The following is an 18,621-nucleotide window of genomic DNA, read 5'->3' as shown; positions in this document are numbered from 1 at the left end:
TGTTTATATTTTTCCTGCGATTAAACAATCGATTAGTGCGCGGTGTGGATCGTCATATTTGCGTAATGGTGCAAGTGTTAAATTATCCAGCATATAGCAAACACCAAATGCATCAAATGCAAACCAAAATAAATCGTTGCGACCAAATATAGTTTTGCCGATGGTTTGGGGAATGTTGGATACGTCTTCGTTAATTTTGGTTATTGTTGGGACGGGAAAACGCAGGCCCTGGGGGATTTCTTTTGGGCCAAATATATAACCGTTGCCCAAGATAATGCCACCGGTTTTGGTATATAGTTCGGTCATATATTGTGGCAACATGGCGCGACGACGTTGTTGCAGTGCAGTGTTTGTCAGCGCAATTTGATTTGGTGATACGGCATCCGCCAGGTGCGCCCCGCGCGATTTTATATATGATAAAAATTCGTCTGTTGTCATTTTTTATCACCGTCTTGCTTTACATATCACGATCGGCCGCAATTTGTGCGCCAATCTGGGCCAGTCTGTCTTCGGTTGCGTTGCCGCCGTCACCGCCACCCGCCGTGTGTGCAGGCAGATAAATCTTTTTTGCGGGGTTCGGCATCCATATTGTTTGTGCGCCAGACTGGGCAATAATAAATCGATCCATGTTGTAGGAATGCGGAAAAGTCCAACACATAAATAAATTATCAATTTCCAGTTTGCCACCCCATACCAACGGTATGCGAAACCGAATGGATATATTCTGGGGCAGGTCGCGCCCCATAATTATGTTCATAAATTCGTCTTGGGTCAAATTCATAAACGCCAATGTTTCGGCAGAATCTGTTAATGATGCCATAAATTCGTGACACAATTTTTTGTATCGCGAAAACCAATCGGGCGCAACAATGGTGGGGGTCGGATGAACCTGGGTCAGGGGCAGGTCTGACATGCCCATATCTGATATTAATTTTTCGGCAGTGCCGGCATTTAGTTCCATCAAATTTTCCCAATGTAATCAATTACGGTTGATATATAGGCGGAAAATGCATCAAAGTTTTCGATGTCGTCTTCGGCCAGTGGTGGGTTTGTATGTTCAGACATATATTGACGCAGGGATGCGGGTGTGTCAAATGTTAGTATGCCCGGGGTGGTTGGGGCGGCCGCGTCGGGCGCATCAATAACAAAGCCATTTACGTTTATTATTATGTCATCCAGTGTATCTGAAAATATTTGGTTAAGTGTATCAATGGCCGCGCCCAGGGCAGATGTCGGTACACCGATAGCGCCAAGCCATAAAACTTCGCCTGTGCCGATGGCAATGGGTGCAGATGTTATTGTGCCAATACGGGGCGTGCCCTTGAATGTATATCCAGCGGATTCAAATATGTCGCGTATTTCAGACCAGTCGTTTTGTGGTGTGGCAACCTGTTGCGGTGGGGGGGCACTGAATAATTGTGGTGTGACCGCAATGTTTAGTCGTGGTGGACGTGTCAACATTTGTTCGGGAATAGTTGATGCGTTTTGCGGCTGCGCGGGTGCGGGCGTGACACTGGGGGTTGGGACGTTCGCGGGGATTGGTTGTGCGGGTTGTTGTGGCGATGGTATTGTTGTTTGACGTATTGGCATTTTAAATCGTCTGAAACGCGGACGAATAATCAGATACAGACCAAATATCACAACGAATACTGTTATAACCGTCGATATGTAAAACATTGGACTGACGGGGTTTTGGGCGGCCTGCATATAGGCAAGGTGATGCCAGTGTTGGGACGAAAATATATTAAATCCGAATCGGATATTGAACCAAAAGCATGCGCCCAGGGTTGATGCCAACAACCACAGAATTGCAAGTAAAAAGTTGTCCAGTCTGTCCTTCATAACATTTTTAATTGTATCATATTTGTGATAAAGTAAAAAGTGTTATGATTGATAAAAATGCTGTTTTTGATTTGGTTGGTAAAAATGCGGCACTGTGGTGTGGGGCAGATATGGATGCCACAGATTTGGCCGATGCTGTGCATTTTGCAAATTCGCATAATTTGTCAGAGGTTTCAGTTGCGCCAAATATGATTCAGACTGTTTGGCCGTGGTTGGAAAAAACGTCTGTAAAGATTATGACCCGGTTCTATATGGAAAATGATAAAATCACAGAAGAACAGATTTCAGATGTTACAGTACGGATTAATGCGTGTCTGCGTCATGGTGCAAATGGTGCGCAGATTTTTTTGAATGTGGGTGGATTGGGTGACTTGGTCGAACAAACGCATTTTGTGCGGGATGATTTGTTCTTTAACAAGGATTTATCAATTGGATTGGATATCAGTGAAATCGGGCCGTTCGACTGGGGAAATGTTTTTGCAAATCTGCGCAAAATAAATGCGTCGTCTGTGATATTTGCGTTTGCGCATGATACGGGGAATAAATCTGATTTTGTTGGACGGTTGTACGGGATGTTAAATGCATGGGGGACGGAAAATAAATTTAACTTGCATTTCGCATTTGGCCCGAATTTCATGCGTATAGAGCAGGCAATGCGGTTGGTTCAACAGGTGCGGCCCGGGTTGATGGATGGACTGCGTTTTTGGGTTAGTTTTTAAGAATTAGATATTTTGGGGCGACTGTGCCCGCCTTGTTTTTATGTTGGTAACGCGTTTGAATAATTTCCATGTCTGGGATGTTTGCCGTCAGGCGTGTGTTTTTTATTTGTTCCAATATCCAATCAAAATATTCCCAGTGGTCTGTGCCGATAATAATTTCGCCATTGTCGGTCAGATATTTTGACAGCAGATTTAAAAAATCTGACGATAGCAGGCGACGTTTTTCATGTCGGGCTTTCGGCCAGGGGTCGGGGTGCAAAACCCAAATTTGTTCGAATTTCGAATCGGTTTCGCGCAGAAAATCACGTACATCATCCGCCCAGATGCGAATGCCGGCGTATTCGTCCATTACCTGATTCGTTTTTTCGTCGGTGATTGCGGACAGCAGGGACGCCACCCCGTTCATAAATGGTTCGGCACCAATAATAATTTTATCTGGATTTGTGCGCGCCAGGTCACGTACATGTTCGCCCGCACCAAATCCAATTTCCAAAATGTCGCCCGTTGTCGGTTTTAATGTTGGCAACAGGTTGTCAATCAGTGTTTGTTGACGGGTGGATAATTTTTTGCCGTGACGGCGACCAAATGTTCTTATTTCTTGTTTTTCCATGTTTTTAGTATAGAATTGAGTTATTAAAAACACAAGGAATATATAGATGAGAACAGGTTTATCAAAGGATTTAATTGCGCGTGTCTTGGGCGGGACGCCAAAATATACATTGGATGAATTAGAAGCAATGTTTCCGCCACGCAATCTGCCAGATGGCGCAATGGTGACGCGTTTTGCCCCCAGTCCAACGGGATATATGCATATTGGCGGGCTGTATGGTGCGTTGATTGACTGTAAATTGGCGCAGCAGTCGGGTGGGGTGTTTATGTTGCGTATCGAAGATACGGATACTAAACGCGAAGTCGCAGATGCGGTTCAGATTATCAATGATTCTATGAATCGATTCGGATTGAAATATAATAATGATGAAAAATACGGTCCATATTATCAATCGCAGCGCAAGGAAATTTACCACAGTGTCGCTGCATATTTGTTAGAGCAGGGGCTGGCATATCCGTGTTTCTTGACTGCGGCGGATATGGAGGATATCAGAGAAAAACAAAAAGCAGCGGGTTTCGCAACGGGAATTTATGGTGAATTTGCACGTGACAGAAATCTGACCGAAGAAGAAATTATTGCGCATTTGGATAATGGCGAAATTCCGTCTGTACGCATGTTTTCTGGGGGAAATCCAGAACAAAGAATTTTTTGCAAGGATGCGGTTCGTGGTTCGATTGGCTTCCCAGAAAATAACGAGGATATTGTTTTAATTAAATCAAATGATGGGTTGCCAACGTATCACTTTGCGCATTTGTGTGATGATCACTTTATGCGGACAACACATGTTATTCGTGGGGAAGAATGGCTGCCGTCATTGCCGTTGCATGTACAGATGTTTCGTATGATGGATTGGCGTGCACCGTTGTATATTCATACGTCGACCATTGACAAGATTGATGAAGAAACGGGCAAGCAACGTAAATTGTCTAAACGTAAAGATCCCGAGGCCAATGTTGCGTTTTTCCTGAGTGCGGGCTGGCCCGTTGAATCCGTGATTGAATATCTGGGAAACATTGCAGCGTCGGGTTATGAAGAAGCCAAGATGAAGGGCCAGGTGAAATCATTCTGGGATTATGAAATGCGCGCAAAAAAGATTCCGATGTCAGGTGCGCTGTTTGATATGAAAAAATTAGAATGGTGGGCCAAGGAATTTATTGGTTCGTTGCCTGTGCCGGAATTGGTTGCACGTGTGGTTGCCTGGGCAAATGAATATGGTACAGATACGAATCGCATGCAGGTCGCAGATGCAGATTATTTAACAGGTGTTTTGGGAATTGAACGTGATAATCCAAAGCGTGTGCGCAAGGACTTTATCACGTGGTCACAGACGCTGGAAAATGTTGCGTTTTTCTGGGATGAATTGTTTGTGGCCAATACTGAATATGAATTTAATTCGGATGTGTTGCGTGCGTTTTTGGAAACGTATAACGCGGCGGATGACAAGGATACTTGGTGGGCAAAAATTGTTTCGGTTGCCGAAAAATGCGGTGTAAAAAATGGTGATGTTGCGATGAACCTGCGTGTGGCATTGGCGGGGCGCACAAATACACCGGATCTGTATTCAATTATGTCGGTTATGGGCACAGAACGCGTAATTAAACGAATCGAAAAGGCGATAAAATGACGAAATCAAAACGGGCGCGGATACGCGCAGTCAAGAAAGATGAACATGCATCAAAATTGTTAAAGGTTTTGCGGGCGACGGGGTTGTTTCGATGGGAAAAGCCGTCAACCCACGCCGAAGAAGTCGTAAATATTTTAACGCACGGTATTGGCATCGGATTGGCCATTGCGGCATTAACATTGTTGGTGGTGTTCGCAGGGATTAAGGGCGATGCATGGGCGGTTGTGTCGTGCGCGATTTTTGGTGTGACAATGATAACGTTGTATTTTGGTTCAACAATGTGTCACGCAACAATTGGTAAAAAGCACGAGTGTTTTTTTGAAGTGTGGGACAGCGTTGCAATCTATGCGTTGATTGCGGGTACATATACGCCGTTTTTGTTGGTGAATTTGCGTGGGTTGATTGGATGGACGGTGTTTGGAATCCTGTGGGCGATTGTGTTGTTCGGATCGTATATGAAAATTCGTAATCCACGGCAACAGCCAAAATGGATGGTTGGGTTGTATGTCGCGATGGGGTGGACGTTGCTGTTCATTTTGCCGGCAATGATTCGCAATATCCCGGAACGCGGTTTGTGGTTTATTTTGGCGGGGGGATTGGCGTACACAATCGGGGTGATATTTTATCTGTGGCGACGGATGAAGTTTTCACATGCGGTTTGGCACTTGTTCGTAATTGGTGGGACGGTGTGTTTCTTTTTCGCTGTACTGTTCGGTTGTATTTTGGATTTGTAATTTTGAATATAAGACTGGATTGCCACACAAACTGGCGTTTGCTCGCAATGACAAGAGTTTTTAGGGTTCTAGAATATTAAGTGTCTTTGTCATTGCGAGGGAGTGTTAACGACCGCGGCAATCCAGTAAATAGAAGCAAAATGAAAGAATATAAATTCTATGTTTATATTATGTTTAATCGCAGAAATGGTACGTTGTACACTGGTATGACGGATGATGTTACAAGACGTGTTTGGGAACACAAAAATAAGATAAATCCAGATTCTTTTTCGGCACGATATGGTTGTGATAAGTTGGGATATTGGGAAGAGTTTCAATATGTAAATGATGCTATTGAACGTGAAAAGCATATCAAGTCGCAGTCAAGAAAATATAAATTAAGTTTGATTGAAAGTATAAATCCAGATTGGATAGATTTAAGTTTACAAGATATGTTTTGGGTCAGGTAGGTCGGAATGCATAAGACTGGATTGCCACGCAAACTGGCGTTTGCTCGCAATGACAAGAGTTTTTAAGGTTCTAGAAATTTTAAGCCTCTTTTTGTTGCCATCGCAAGTGTAGTGGGACAATCCAGTAAATAGAAGCAAAATTTATAATTGCGTTGATTTGTGGTTTCGTTTATACTCAAAGTGCCGATGGGGAATTCCCGTGGGCGGGGTGTCGAAACCCGTTATAGAGATGTTGCAATGTGCAACATAGAAATACAGGCATAGATATAGATTTCGACACCACTGGGTAAAAAGTTATCTGGGTGGTGTTGTTTTTTATAGATATGTCTGAACCGCCAATCCGTCTGGGTTGGAGGGTGGTGATATATATAAATAAGCCCACAATTCTCTATAATTGTTTCGAACCTCCAACCACTTGAAAGATTTTTCAGTGGTTTTTGTTTTTTATAAAACATCAGGAGGATTGAAATGAAAAAAATTTTTGTTTTGTGTGTTGGTATGCTGCCAATGTTTGTTGATGACTGTTTTGGTGTGACAGGATCGTTAATTTTTTTGAATCAAACAAAGTCGGAATGTATTGCAACGTGTGCGAATACACATTGTTGTACAAATGGTAAAACCTTTACCAAAGGGGAGTGTCCGACAGGGTGGACGTATAATGATGCAAGTGGGCGGTGTCTGCGGATGGCGGAAACAACATATTCGGAATCTGCACATCGCTATACGAAGGTGCAATATTCTTCGTGTGAGGCTACAACATCAACAGAAGAAGCGTGGCAATGTGTTAATTACAGTTCGTCGTCAATAGGTTGGACAGGATGTTGTTTGATTAATGCCACTAATACGGCGTGTTCGGCAATTTCTTTGATGTAAAGGGGGTAAAGATATGAAGAAGATATTATTTGCCCTTTGGGTGGGGTTGTGCATGTCGTCGGTGTATGCAGATACATGTGCGGTTTCGTCTACGACGTATTCGTGTTATACGGGGTATTATTTAAGTGGTACATCGTGTGTGCGATGCCCGTCGTCGGGTGGTGTATATGGAACAACGGTGGATCAAAATACGGGTGGTATTACAAGTTGTTACATACCGTCCGGTAATAGTTTTAGTGACACAACGGGTTCGGGAACATATGCAGGTGATTGTTATTACACTGAATAGAAAATCCGGCGGATGCCGGATTTTTGTTTAGCCTTTGCGGGATTCGTATTCTTCTTGTTCTTCGACCGTCATGGTGGCCAGTGGACGCGCCATCATGCGCCCAATCCCGATTTCTTCACCAGATACAACACTGTATCCATATGTGCCGTTTGCAATACGATCCAGGGCGGCGTTAACCTTTTGTAATAATTTATTGTTGCGGTCAGACATACGCAGGTCCATTGTGATGTCTTGGTTGTATGTTGCGTTGTCTGATTCGTCGCCGACGCCGACGGCTTCGGTCTTGTCCGCCAGGCGAATCGCATTTAATACAGAATCACTGTTACTTTGTAATTCTTCGCGCTGGGCGTTTAATATGCGATAAAAGTATGCCAATTGTGTTGGGCACATATATGGTTCTGATTTTTTTGGCTTGTAATTGCTGGGTAGTTCAAGTGTCTTGTATTCTTTTGTTTTTGCCATGGTATTAACCCTTTAATTCTTGTATCCAGTTTAGGACAGTTTCTTCGTCCATCAGGCCGGTGCGTGCTTCAATCAATTCGCCATTTTTAAATGCTAAAACTGATGGGATGCTGCGGATGCCATATTTGGCCGGGGTACGTCGATTCGTTTCATCAATTTCAAATTTGACGAATTTTACATCGGTTGCCTGGTCAGAAGCAGATTCGAAAATTGGACCAAACATACGGCATGGACCGCACCAGGATGCCCAGAAATCGACCAATGTGATACCATCACCAATAATTGTATCAATTGTTGTGTCGTTCGCGTGTGTGATTGCCATGTTTTTCTCCTTTCTGTTATTGATATTTGGCAGAAGTGTATTATAATCCGTCCAAAATGCAAGAGAAATCATAAATGAATAAAATCATATACTTAGATGCGGCTGCAACATATCAAAAGTCAGAGTCTGTAATTGGGGCTCAGGTTGATTTTTTGCGCAATAATTATGCGAATGCCGGGCGTGGTATTTGTGCACGGGCGGCATATGTTGATGATATGGTTTTGAATGCGCGGCGGCGTGTGGCGCAATTTATGGGGGCGCATGAAAATAAAATTGTATTTACATCTGGGACGACGGGTGCGATGAATATGATTGCGCGTATGCTGAATTTAACATCGGATATGGTTGTGGCGGTGTCTGACCTGGATCACCACAGTGCGCGTTTGCCATTTGAAGAAGCGGTGGCAAAAACAATAGTTATGCCATTGGATGCGGATTTTAATATCGATATAAATAATGTTCCGTATGCAAATGTTGTTGTGTTGACGGCGATGTCTAATGTTTTAGGCGTGGCGCAAAAAGTCCCAGAAATCGTGCGTATAGCGCGTGATAAAAATCCAAATGTTATCGTTGTGGTGGATGCGGCGCAATATGTGGTTCATGAGCAGATTGATGTTATGGATTGGGGGGCGGATTTTGTTGTGTGGTCTGCGCATAAAATTGGTGCGGATACGGGACTGGGGGTTATGTATATTAAAAATCCAGACCGATTTAATCCGGTAAACTTTGGTGGTGGAATGGTCAACAGAATCATTGGGAATGATGTTGTTTTGGTGGCTGGGCCTGAAAAGTTCGAAGCAGGAACTTTGCCATTGACCCAGATTTCGGGCCTGGGCGTGGCGATTGATGAAATCGAAAAGAATCGCCCGAATTTGGATTTAATAAAATATATGTATGATGAATTGTGTGCCAATCCACGGATTAAAATTTTATCGGCCCGTGATGCGTCGATGCTGACATTTGTTGTTGATGGAATGCATGTATTGGATGTGGGGGTAATGATGGGTGCGCGTAATATTTGTGTGCGTGCTGGAAATATGTGTGCGACATGGATACATAATCGTTTGGGTGTTCCGGGGTCGGTTCGTTTGTCAGTCGGGGCATATAATACAATTGATGATGTAAAGTATGCGGTTCAGGTAATAAAAGATATTATAAAATGACATTTACAAAAGAAGATATTATTGCCACGTTAAAAACAATCTATGACCCAGAAATCCCAGTCAATATTTGGGATATGGGGCTGATTTATGATATTGATATTAAACCGGATTTGGTTGTTATAAAAATGACATTTACCAGTCCGACGTGTCCGATGATGGAAGAATTGTTAGAGCAGGTGCGCGCCGCCGCCCAATTGGTTGCGGGTGATGTGCCGGTGCGTGTGGATTTGGTGTGGGACCCACCATGGGATTTGTCACGTATGTCGGATGCGGCGCGTGTGGAACTGGATTTAACAAACGAGGGGTGGTAGGTCATGACATATTCAGATATGAAAAGTATGTTGATGATGGTCGATGATCCGGCGATTCGTTTGGAAATGGTCATGGATTTTGGAAAAAATTTGTCCCCAGTGCCAGATGGGGCAATTTGTACTGAGATTTTAGGCTGTGCGTCGTTTGTTCAAATTTGTCGGTTGGATAATCGCTTTTATGGTGTGGCCGATTCGGCAATTGTGCGTGGAATTGTTGCGATACTGATTGCGATGGTTGATGGATGCACGGCGGATGAAATAAAAAAAATGGATTTGGCAGGGGAATTTGCGTCTTTGAATTTAAACCTGGGGGCGGGGCGGTTAAATGGTGTTAATTCTATGATTCGTTTTTTTCAGAATTTGTGATAAAATGCCGATAAAGCGTATTTGTGTGTGGGGGGATTATGCAGAACGATGAAAAAATGTTTCAAATTGGCGTCTGGTCGGTTGGTGTAGTGCTGTTGATGACGGTAATATTACAGGTTGCGTTCCGTACACAAAATCGGCAGTTAAACCGCGTCAGACGGGAAATCGTTGCAACCCAACAACAAATCGCCGTGGCCGAGGCTAACTTTGCCGCGTATGTGCGTCCGGAAATTTTGCGTAATTTGGTGGTAAGTATTGCGCCAAAATCGGAATTGGTCAGTTTTAATAAATCAATTGCAGTTAATGAAATTGGGTTCAAAGAAGAATTATAAATGTTCGAAGTCGGCAAGGATATTTTTAAGCATGGTTTTTCAGGCGCGCGTGGCGAGGTTGTCGGCCGTAAACGTCTGGGGGTTATGTATACGGTATTTTTAATCGCGTTTATGATTTTTATTGGGCGAACATTACAACTGGGGATTCAGGGAACAGATAGGGCGCGTCTGGCCGGGGCAGATGGTGAATGGAATGTGCAACGTGCGGACATTGTGGACAGAAATGGTGATATCTTGGCCAAAAATGTTGCGTCGGGACATATTATACTGCGTAACCGTGCCGTTCGGGAACAAGATCGGGATGCGGTTGCCCAGACGATACACCAGGCATTGCCATATGAATATTCGTTGGCGGATGCGATTGCGCTGGTTAATTCAGACAGACGATTTATCAGACTGAAAAAATATGCCAGTGACGCACAGCGTGAAATTATTCAAAACGCGCGGTTAGAGGGGCTGGAAATTGAAAAAATTCAAACGCGTAAATATCCAAAACGCAGATTGTTTTCACATGTGGTCGGTTTTGTCGGTGCCGAAGGACGTGGCCTGGAAGGTGCAGAACGTATTTATGAAGATTATCTGACTGAAAATAAAGATCCGTTACGATTGTCGGTTGATTCGCGTGTTCAGTCTGTGTTTTATGACCAGTTATCATTTGCAATGCAAAAATATCAGACCAAGGCTGCGATGGGGATGCTGATGAATTCGCGGACTGGTGAAATTATCGCTATGGTGTCTTTGCCGGATTTCGATCCAGAAAATTTATCGGCAGATCCAGTTGCAAATCGATTGTTTAAACCAATGCGTGGTGTGTTTGAATTGGGGTCTATTTTTAAAATATTCAATACAGCATTGGCGTTGGAAAATGGCATAAACAAAGAATACTATGTCAAAGAGCCGTTTATAATACCGGATAAGTTTGGGCGGACGGCTGCAAAAATTACTGATATTCGCAGTTTTAAGCCACCACGTCCACATCTGACAATTGAAGAAATAATGGTTCATTCATGTAATGTAGGCAGTGCGCAAATTGCGCTGGATCTGCCGGATGGTGCGCAAAAAGAATTTTTTGAAAGATTACATTTTGATGAAGCGTTGGATTTAGAATTTGGACGTACAGAAAAGCCGTTGTTACCGAATAAGTGGGGGCCGGTCGAACGCGCGACACGTGCATATGGACATGGTGTGTCAGTGACGCCAATGCATTTGATGTTGGCGGTGAATGCGGTGACAAATGGGGGGATATATATTTATCCAACGTTGCAAAAACGCAATGTTGGTGTGGTGCGTGGGGAACGTGTGCTGAGTGATGAAATATCTGCAAAACTGCGACCGATTATGTTGCGTGTGGCCGAAGAAACCAGTGGTAAACAGGCACGTGTTGCGGGTATTCAAATCGGTGGTAAGACCGCAACCGCCGTTAAATACACCAATGGCAAGGTTGATCATAAACGTAATGTGACCGCGTTTGCAGGGATATTCCCTGTCCATGCACCACAGTATACGATATTGGTTGTGTTGGATGAACCCCAGGGAACTAAAGAATCGTGGGGTTGGCGGACGGCAGCATGGAATGCTGTGCCGACAACAGGAAAAATTTTAGATGGGATACTGCCGTTGCTATTTGAATAAAATTGAATTATAATGCACTTGATAATAAAAAAAGAGAAGTGCGTTGAGTAGTAGAATAGTAGAGAAGTCCATGCTGGGCAAGGCATGGGTGTTGGCAGATTGTATTGATAATGTGAACTCGGATGATTTGGTCAAAAAAATTTTGGCCGGCCGTGGGGTTCTGGCAGATGCAGATGTAAAAAAATTTCTGAATCCATCAATCAAAGAATATATGCCAAATCCATCGGTGTTGATGGATATGGATAATGCCGCCCGTATAATCGCAGATGCCGTACAGAATGGCGATAAAATTGCAATATATGGTGATTATGATGTTGATGGGATTACGTCAACGGCTGTGTTGGTAAAGTATTTACGCGCAATACATGCGGATGTTATATGGCATTTGCCCACGCGTGAGGGTGAAGGTTATGGCCTGAATAACGAAGCAATCGATGAAATTGTCGCAAATGGCGTGAAATTACTGATTACTGTCGATTGTGGAATAAGCGGTATTGGCGAGGTTGCACATGCACGGGATTGTGGATTGCGGGTTGTTGTGACGGATCATCATTCGCCGGATAGTATCTTGCCCGATGCAGATGCAGTGGTAAATCCCAAACGCGTGGATGATGCGTCGGGATTAACATATTTGGCCGGGGTTGGTGTTGCGTTTTTGACATTGGTTGCAACAAATCGTGAATTAAAAAGCCGTGGATTGGGACTGGATAATTCAGAACTGATGAATTTCATGGATTTGGTCGCGTTGGGGACAATTTGCGATACTATGCCATTGGTGGGGTTGAATCGTGCATTTGTTGCGACGGGGCTGAAAGTGTTAGGGTTGCGTCAAAACCTGGGACTGCGGGTGTTGATGGATATTGCCGGAATAAAACAGCCGTCAGTGTATGCAGCAGGCTTTGCGATTGGTCCGCGATTGAATGCGGCGGGACGATTGGATTCGGCCGCGCCTGCGTTAGAATTGTTGTTAACGGATAATCCGCTGATTGCAAATGATTTGGCAAATAAATTGCATGTGATGAATCAGGAACGTATTGATATCCAAAATGCAATTATGCTGCGGGCGTGTGAAATGGCCGAAGATTGCTGTAAGGCGGGGCGTTGCAGTTTATTTGTCTGTGGTGAAAATTGGCACGGTGGTGTGATGGGGATTATCGCAGGGCGATTGAAGGATAAATATAATCTGCCGTCGTGTGTGGCGACTAAATCAGACGGAATGATAAATGGTTCGGGGCGTTCGATTGCGGGGGTGGATTTAGGAAAAATTATTCACGATGCGTTGGCCGCCGGTGTTATTAGCGAAGGTGGCGGTCATGCAGCAGCAGCGGGATTTTCATTGGCGGTGGAAAATGAAAGTGCGTTTTGTGAATTCTTGGAAAATGCGGTCAAAGAACAATTGAATGGTGAAATGCCGGCACCTGAATTGGTTGTGGATGCAGAAATAGATGCAGGTGCGGCAAATATGCGATTGGTCAAAAAAATGGCGGCGTTGGCACCGTTCGGTCAGGGAAATCCAGAACCAACGTTGGTGCTGCGTGGTGGGGTGTTACGATATGCATCGGTTATGGGGGGCGGTGCACATTTGCGTGGGGTAATTAATACCAGTGCAGGTACACAGGTGTCCTTTGTTGGGTTTAATCTGGTTGGAACGCCGGTGGGTGATTTTTTACTGGACGATGTTAATGTAAATACTAAAATAATGTTGCTGGGCAAGTTAAAAGAAAATGAATACAACGGTCGCGTTAATGCACAGTTCTTTGTAGAAGATGTAGCGATATAAAGATAGGTTGGTATGGAACAAAACATAAAGGAATTTTTTGAACGCGTAAGAAATGCAAAATCGATTGCCATTATGGGGCATAAAAACCCAGATGGTGATTCGCTGTGCAGTGTGTTGGCGTTGGCGCATTTAATCGAAGAAAACTTTGGTGTCAGTCCCGTTTGTGTATATGATGGAAATATTCCAGAAAACTTGTCAAATGTGCCGTTGCGACCACGGATTAAGTATTTTGAACGCGTCGATATGAACCAGCACTTTGATTTAGCCATTGTGATGGATTATGGAAATCCGGTGCATGTTGGTGGACCACAGCCGATTGTTGATAAAGCAGATTTTGTAATTGAAATAGATCATCATAAAAACGAAAACAATATTGGGCAATTGTGTATAAATGACGAAAATGCCGCTGCAACTGCGGTAATCGTTTATCGGATAATGCGGGCGGGTGGACTTAGCCTGGATTCGCGTACGGCGGATTTATTAGCGTTGGCAATATTGACAGATACAGGGAATTTTAAATTCGCCCGTAATGGTGATGCGCTGCGTATTATGGCGGACTTGGTTGACAGTGGTGTCAATATTCGTGAATTAATCGAATTGATGAATAATAAACCACGCAAAACTGTACAGTTAGAGGCACGAACCGCCGCCAATGCAGAATTTTTCTATCATGGGCGATTGGCGTTGGCTGTGGTTGAAAAAAAGGATTATAAGTACCTGGACGGACGTGGGGAAATGGCGTTAAGTTTACTGGGACAGATTCAAGGTGTGGAATATATAGTTTTACTAAAAGAGCAAAAGCCCGAGCAAATTGGTATTTCTATTCGCAGTCGGAAAAAGCCAATAGATAAAATTGCAATTGCGCTGGGGGGCGGCGGTCATGAAAGGGCCGCAGGTGCGGTTGTGCGTGATAATATGGCCAATGTGCGGGCGCGTGTGTTGGAACTGTTCAAGGGGGAATAAGGGGAATGAAAAGAATTTTTTGTGCGTTATTTATTGCAGGGATGACATGTTGTGCAAATGCAGCGGTGGATGATGCGCTGGTTAAACAGGCTGAAAAGTATCTGAATTCCATTACTGGGTTAAGTGGGGAATTTGTTCAAACCGCATCTGGTAAGCAACAGGCGGGGGATTTTGCAATGCTGCGTCCAGGGCGGGTGCGGTTGGACTATGATAATATGCCGGTGCAATTAATTTCAGATGGCAGTGATTTGTATTTCTTTGATAAATCTTTGGATCAGATTACAACAGTGCCGATTACTAGTACGCCCGCCGGTATTTTGGTGCGGAAAAATATTGACCTGGTGAATGCAGATATTAACGTTGTGGAAACAGCAAATTGGAAAAATTCATTTGCGTTAAAAATGAATCTGCGTGGGCAAGAAGGGCTGGGGCATATGACGGTTGTTTTTGATAAATCGCCAATTAAACTAAATTCATGGACCGTTGTTGATGCAACAGGTGCAAAAACAGATGTGGCGTTTCGCGATTTGCGTGAAAAAAACAAGTTTGCCAAGGATTTCTTTCAAATTCAGCGTCATAAAACAATCAGTACCAGCGGTGGCGATGATTACTATGATTAAATAAGTTATGTTTGGAATTAGTTGGGGTGAATTTTTTGTAATTGTACTGGTTGGCGTCATTGTTGTGCCGGCGCGTATGTGGCCGGATGTGGCGCGGTTTTTGGCACGGGCTGTGAATTTTGTTCGTGGAATTTTATGGAAAATTACGGATGCGTCTGAAAATATTAAGCAACAAATTGAACTGGAAAAACCAATTGATGATTTAATTCAATCGACAACGAATGATGTTCTGGATACTATATCAACCGCGATAAAAAAGCCCAAAAAAAACGTTCGTAAAAAGGCGCAGAAAAAATGAAGAAAATGACATTGATGCAGCATTTTTCTGAGATGCGTCGGCGAATTTTATGGGTGGCGTTGATTTTCGCGATTTCGTTTGTGTGTGGTTGGTATGTTGCGCCAATGATGCAAAAATTTTTGACTGCGCCTTTGTTAAGTGTGTGGGGGGATGGGGCGTTGATTTATACGGGACTGACAGATGGGTTGATGATTCAGTTTTCGTTGGCGACGATGTTCGCGCTGATTGTTGTTGGACCGGCTGTGTTATGGCATGTGTGGGCGTTTGTTGCGCCAGGGCTAAGGCAGAATGAACGTAATGTTATTTTCCCAATGTTGATTATGTCGCCGGTTTTGTTTTTGTTGGGTGTGGCATTTGCATTTTATTTTCTGTTTCCGATTGTTTTTAAATTCTTTGTTGAATTAAATCAGACTGCGCCTGTGCCGGCTGTTTTGTTGCCGGCGGCACGTGGTTATTTGACATTTGCAATTGGATTGTTAAAGGTGTTTGGGGTGGCGTTTCAATTGCCGTTGGTATTGGTGTTGTTAAATCGTGTCGGTGTATTAGAGCGGGGACGCGTAATAAAAATGCGGCGCTATGCAATTGTGTTTATTGTGATTGGGGCGGCCGTTTTGACACCACCAGATGTAGTCAGCCAGGTTTTATTGGCGTTGCCAATGTGGGCATTGTTTGAAATTAGTATTTTGTTTATGCGTCGTGATTGATTTTATGATATAATTGTATCGTGAAAAAATTCATATGGATTTTTGCAGGTGTTCTGATTACACAAACGGCATGTGATTTACAGCCCAGGGTTTTGTCGTTCCCAGATTCTGTTGGGGACTTTATTTCGGCGCGTTATCCCGCATTGTTAGCAGATCCAAATCAATATCCAGAAATTTATAATTCGGCGGCAACAGATTATGGTGTCTATGCATCGCCCCAGTTGTATGGAACATATTCTGGGGATGATTATGTAATGTATGCGTCGGTGGATGATTATATCATTCCGCCCCAGGTCGCAGATGTTGATGTGGGTGCAGAAATAGTGGACGACAAATCTGGAACGAATGATTCTGTTGATGTCGCAAGTGCAGATGAATATATTTTGGTGCCGATGTATGGTGATACGGGGGCGCAACGTGCCAATATAAACACAGATGATGTATTAAAGATTGCCAAGCCGCGCGTTGGTGCGCAAAAGACAACACGTGTGGAATTAACCGATGTGGTTGTGGCGCGTGGTGATACACTGTATTCATTATCGCGCAAGTATTCTGTGCCGGTGAATGATTTGGCGGTTATGAATAATTTGACGCCACCGTTTAATTTGACTGTGGGACAGAAAATTCGGGTGCCAAACCTGGCGCGCGTGTCGGTAGAGCAGGTGCGAACAGATGATGTCAAGGTTGCCATGAAATCCCCAAATACCACTGTACAGACGCAGTCCCAGCAAAAGCGTGTTGCCAAGGCAATAGCAGAGAAGGCGGGGGCAGAAAAAAAGGTTGTTGCAACGCCTGTGAAAAAGATATCGTCTGATCCGACAAAAAAATTGCCAAAAATTAATGCGCGTTCATCGTCTAAATTTTCATGGCCGGTGCGGGGAAAAATTTTGTCGAACTATGGTGCGAAATCCAGTGGGCTGTTTAATGATGGCATAAATATTGGTGCCACGCGTGGTGCGGCCGTCAAGGCAGCGGAAAATGGTGTTGTTGCCTATGCCGGGAACGAGGTTAAAGGTATGGGAAATCTGATAATTATTCAACATGAAGATGGTTGGATGACGGTCTATGCCCATATGGATTCGATGGTTGTGCGACGTGGCGCACGTGTGTCAGTTGGACAGCAAATTGGAACGGTTGGCAAAACAGGCAAGGTGGACAGTCCACAATTGCACTTTGAAATTCGCAAGGGGACCAAAGCATATAACCCAACGCAATACTTGAAAAAGTAAATTTTGCCACATGTGTGTGGCTTTTTTTGTGAATATTGTCAAATCAGATTTTTTTATCACTTTTGGTATTCTGTATACAAACAGAAGGGGAAAAGAGATGAAAAAAATGATTTTTATTTTATCGGTTGTTTTGGTTTTTTTGTTAATTATATGGGTTGTGGTGCGAATGCATCGCGCGGATGCGGTGGCACATGATGATTATCAGGCATCCATGCGTGATGAAAAAATTACAATATATGATATTGATGATTTGGAAAGTCAGGTGGCACAAATTATACCGGTGGGTGGTTTTGACTATATTCGTGGCGGGGCCCAGACGGAAAATACAATGCGCCGAAACGAATCGGCGTTTGATATGGTTGATATCTATCCGCGTGTGATGAGTGGGGTTGATAATCCAGATACACGTACGCAAATCTTGGGAATTGATATTTCAATGCCGATAATTGCCGCGCCGGCGGCGGCGCATGGCCTTGCACATGTGTCGGCCGAAGCGGGCAGTGCGCGTGGCGTGGCGGCCGCGGGGACAATTATGTCAGTCAGCACATATGCAAGTTCAACATTGGCCGAGGTGGCAGCTGCTGGTAACGGTGCACCACAATGGTTTCAACTGTATCTGAGCAAGGATGATGCAGCAAATCGGGCACTGGTTAAATCTGCGGAAAATCAGGGGTATCGCGCGATAATATTGACGGTTGATGCGCCGATTGGTGGTAATCGTGTGCGTGATGCACGTAATAATTTTAAGTTCCCATTGGATTTGCCAAATGTGCCACGATCGGGCGGGCAGGGTATAGGTGCAATATTCGCAGCGGCCAAAAATGATTTAATCCCATTTGATATTATGCGGGTAAAGTCATGGACGGATTTGCCCGTTATTGTCAAAGGTATTCAGCATCCTGATGATGCCGAGGTCGCGATTGCCGCCGGTGCGGATGCGATTTGGGTGTCAAATCATGGTGGACGCCAATTGGATGGTGCGCCGGCGGCATTTGATGTGTTGCCAGAAATTGCAACGCGGGTTAATAAGCGTGTTCCAATTATTTTCGACAGCGGTATTCGCCGTGGCCAGCATGTATTCAAGGCCATTGCCAGTGGCGCAGATGTGGTTGCAATTGGTCGGCCGGTGATATATGGGTTGGCGTTGGGTGGATGGCGCGGGGTGGAATCTGTGTTTGAATATTTAAAGACTGATTTGCAACGTGTTATGTGGTTGGCAGGGACGCAGACGGTGGAAGAAATCAAGGATGTTGAATTACGTCCAAGATGTATGACGGCGCAATGTGTTGAAATGTAAAC

24 protein-coding genes are annotated in these 18,621 nt (G+C 44.1%); 18 read left to right on the top strand and 6 right to left on the bottom strand.

Translation table 11 applies throughout. From position 1 onward, the window contains the following. Positions 1-3 precede the first annotated feature (3 nt). Genes E7008_03150 through E7008_03140 form a run of 3 tightly spaced genes read right to left on the bottom strand, consistent with a single transcriptional unit; the run spans position 4 to position 1,842 of the window. Positions 4-438, bottom strand: coding sequence for a hypothetical protein (locus tag E7008_03150; protein ID MBE6456915.1), 435 nt, complete (start codon positions 436-438; stop codon positions 4-6). 19 nt (positions 439-457) lie between these two features. After that, positions 458-961, bottom strand: coding sequence for a hypothetical protein (locus E7008_03145; GenBank protein ID MBE6456914.1), 504 nt, complete (start codon positions 959-961; stop codon positions 458-460). After that, entirely contained in the window at positions 961-1,842 is an 882-nt protein-coding gene (locus tag E7008_03140) for a hypothetical protein (GenBank protein ID MBE6456913.1), read from the bottom strand. The genes E7008_03145 and E7008_03140 overlap by 1 nt, the downstream gene beginning before the upstream one ends. A 44-nt stretch (positions 1,843-1,886) precedes the next feature. On the opposite strand from E7008_03140, the gene E7008_03135 reads away from it, so the two are divergent. Further along, complete coding sequence (locus E7008_03135; GenBank protein MBE6456912.1) at positions 1,887-2,561, top strand: hypothetical protein; 675 nt, start codon at positions 1,887-1,889, stop codon at positions 2,559-2,561. Here the strand turns inward: E7008_03135 and trmB are convergent. After that, the gene (trmB, locus tag E7008_03130) at positions 2,551-3,171 is read right to left on the bottom strand and encodes a tRNA (guanosine(46)-N7)-methyltransferase TrmB (GenBank protein MBE6456911.1); all 621 of its coding nucleotides are present in this window, start codon (positions 3,169-3,171) and stop codon (positions 2,551-2,553) included. The genes E7008_03135 and trmB overlap by 11 nt on opposite strands. Positions 3,172-3,217: 46 nt before the next feature. Here trmB and E7008_03125 point away from each other — a divergent pair, with 46 nt between their 5' ends. From E7008_03125 to E7008_03105, 5 genes are all read left to right on the top strand, one after another. Next, positions 3,218-4,795 (top strand): glutamate--tRNA ligase, encoded by a 1,578-nt coding sequence (locus E7008_03125; protein ID MBE6456910.1) that lies wholly within the window; start codon positions 3,218-3,220, stop codon positions 4,793-4,795. Beyond that, a complete protein-coding gene (locus tag E7008_03120; GenBank protein MBE6456909.1) occupies positions 4,792-5,529 on the top strand; it encodes a hemolysin III family protein in 738 nt (245 codons plus the stop codon). The genes E7008_03125 and E7008_03120 overlap by 4 nt, the downstream gene beginning before the upstream one ends. Before the next feature lie 140 nt (positions 5,530-5,669). Continuing rightward, the gene (locus tag E7008_03115; GenBank protein MBE6456908.1) at positions 5,670-5,978 is read left to right on the top strand and encodes a GIY-YIG nuclease family protein; all 309 of its coding nucleotides are present in this window, start codon (positions 5,670-5,672) and stop codon (positions 5,976-5,978) included. 468 nt (positions 5,979-6,446) lie between these two features. Further along, on the top strand, positions 6,447-6,851 hold the full coding sequence (locus E7008_03110; GenBank protein MBE6456907.1) for a hypothetical protein: 405 nt from the start codon (positions 6,447-6,449) through the stop codon (positions 6,849-6,851). 13 nt (positions 6,852-6,864) lie between these two features. Continuing rightward, on the top strand, positions 6,865-7,140 hold the full coding sequence (locus E7008_03105; GenBank protein MBE6456906.1) for a hypothetical protein: 276 nt from the start codon (positions 6,865-6,867) through the stop codon (positions 7,138-7,140). Positions 7,141-7,167: 27 nt separating this feature from the next. Here the strand turns inward: E7008_03105 and E7008_03100 are convergent, their stop codons facing one another. Together E7008_03100 and trxA are read right to left on the bottom strand one after the other, a co-directional pair. Further along, positions 7,168-7,602: an RNA polymerase-binding protein DksA gene (locus E7008_03100; GenBank protein ID MBE6456905.1), complete on the bottom strand. Its 435-nt coding sequence runs from the start codon at positions 7,600-7,602 to the stop codon at positions 7,168-7,170. A gap of 4 nt (positions 7,603-7,606) precedes the next feature. Then, complete coding sequence (gene trxA, locus E7008_03095; protein MBE6456904.1) at positions 7,607-7,924, bottom strand: thioredoxin; 318 nt, start codon at positions 7,922-7,924, stop codon at positions 7,607-7,609. Between the two features lie 74 nt (positions 7,925-7,998). On the opposite strand from trxA, the gene E7008_03090 reads away from it, so the two are divergent. The 12 genes from E7008_03090 to E7008_03035 all read left to right on the top strand — a co-directional run bounded on the left by E7008_03090 (position 7,999) and on the right by E7008_03035 (position 18,619). Then, entirely contained in the window at positions 7,999-9,087 is a 1,089-nt protein-coding gene (locus tag E7008_03090; protein ID MBE6456903.1) for an aminotransferase class V-fold PLP-dependent enzyme, read from the top strand. Further along, positions 9,084-9,398 carry a DUF59 domain-containing protein gene (locus tag E7008_03085; GenBank protein ID MBE6456902.1) on the top strand — a complete coding sequence of 105 codons (315 nt, stop codon included), beginning with the start codon at positions 9,084-9,086 and terminating at the stop codon, positions 9,396-9,398. The genes E7008_03090 and E7008_03085 overlap by 4 nt, the downstream gene beginning before the upstream one ends. Positions 9,399-9,401: 3 nt before the next feature. Beyond that, complete coding sequence (locus E7008_03080) at positions 9,402-9,764, top strand: SufE family protein (protein ID MBE6456901.1); 363 nt, start codon at positions 9,402-9,404, stop codon at positions 9,762-9,764. Between the two features lie 38 nt (positions 9,765-9,802). Beyond that, a complete protein-coding gene (locus tag E7008_03075) occupies positions 9,803-10,096 on the top strand; it encodes a hypothetical protein (protein ID MBE6456900.1) in 294 nt (97 codons plus the stop codon). Continuing rightward, positions 10,097-11,728, top strand: coding sequence for a penicillin-binding protein 2 (locus E7008_03070; protein ID MBE6456899.1), 1,632 nt, complete (start codon positions 10,097-10,099; stop codon positions 11,726-11,728). It begins immediately after the preceding gene. A gap of 43 nt (positions 11,729-11,771) precedes the next feature. Then, positions 11,772-13,508, top strand: coding sequence for a single-stranded-DNA-specific exonuclease RecJ (recJ, locus tag E7008_03065; GenBank protein MBE6456898.1), 1,737 nt, complete (start codon positions 11,772-11,774; stop codon positions 13,506-13,508). 12 nt (positions 13,509-13,520) lie between these two features. Next, positions 13,521-14,471: a bifunctional oligoribonuclease/PAP phosphatase NrnA gene (locus tag E7008_03060; GenBank protein ID MBE6456897.1), complete on the top strand. Its 951-nt coding sequence runs from the start codon at positions 13,521-13,523 to the stop codon at positions 14,469-14,471. Between the two features lie 5 nt (positions 14,472-14,476). Continuing rightward, positions 14,477-15,091: an outer membrane lipoprotein carrier protein LolA gene (locus E7008_03055; GenBank protein ID MBE6456896.1), complete on the top strand. Its 615-nt coding sequence runs from the start codon at positions 14,477-14,479 to the stop codon at positions 15,089-15,091. Positions 15,092-15,098: 7 nt separating this feature from the next. Then, positions 15,099-15,389 carry a hypothetical protein gene (locus E7008_03050; protein ID MBE6456895.1) on the top strand — a complete coding sequence of 97 codons (291 nt, stop codon included), beginning with the start codon at positions 15,099-15,101 and terminating at the stop codon, positions 15,387-15,389. Next, positions 15,386-16,093, top strand: a complete 708-nt coding sequence (gene tatC / locus E7008_03045) for a twin-arginine translocase subunit TatC (protein ID MBE6456894.1) — start codon at positions 15,386-15,388, stop codon at positions 16,091-16,093. Before E7008_03050 ends, tatC begins: the two co-directional genes overlap by 4 nt. Before the next feature lie 20 nt (positions 16,094-16,113). Further along, positions 16,114-17,322: a M23 family metallopeptidase gene (locus E7008_03040; protein MBE6456893.1), complete on the top strand. Its 1,209-nt coding sequence runs from the start codon at positions 16,114-16,116 to the stop codon at positions 17,320-17,322. Between the two features lie 166 nt (positions 17,323-17,488). After that, positions 17,489-18,619 (top strand): lactate oxidase, encoded by a 1,131-nt coding sequence (locus tag E7008_03035; protein MBE6456892.1) that lies wholly within the window; start codon positions 17,489-17,491, stop codon positions 18,617-18,619. The last annotated feature ends 2 nt before the right edge of the window (positions 18,620-18,621 follow it).

This window comes from Alphaproteobacteria bacterium, from assembly GCA_015062495.1.
GTDB lineage: Bacteria > Pseudomonadota > Alphaproteobacteria > Rs-D84 > Rs-D84 > Enterousia.
The sequence above is the reverse complement of the archived record's forward strand: the minus strand, read 5'-3'. Positions and strand labels throughout refer to the sequence as shown.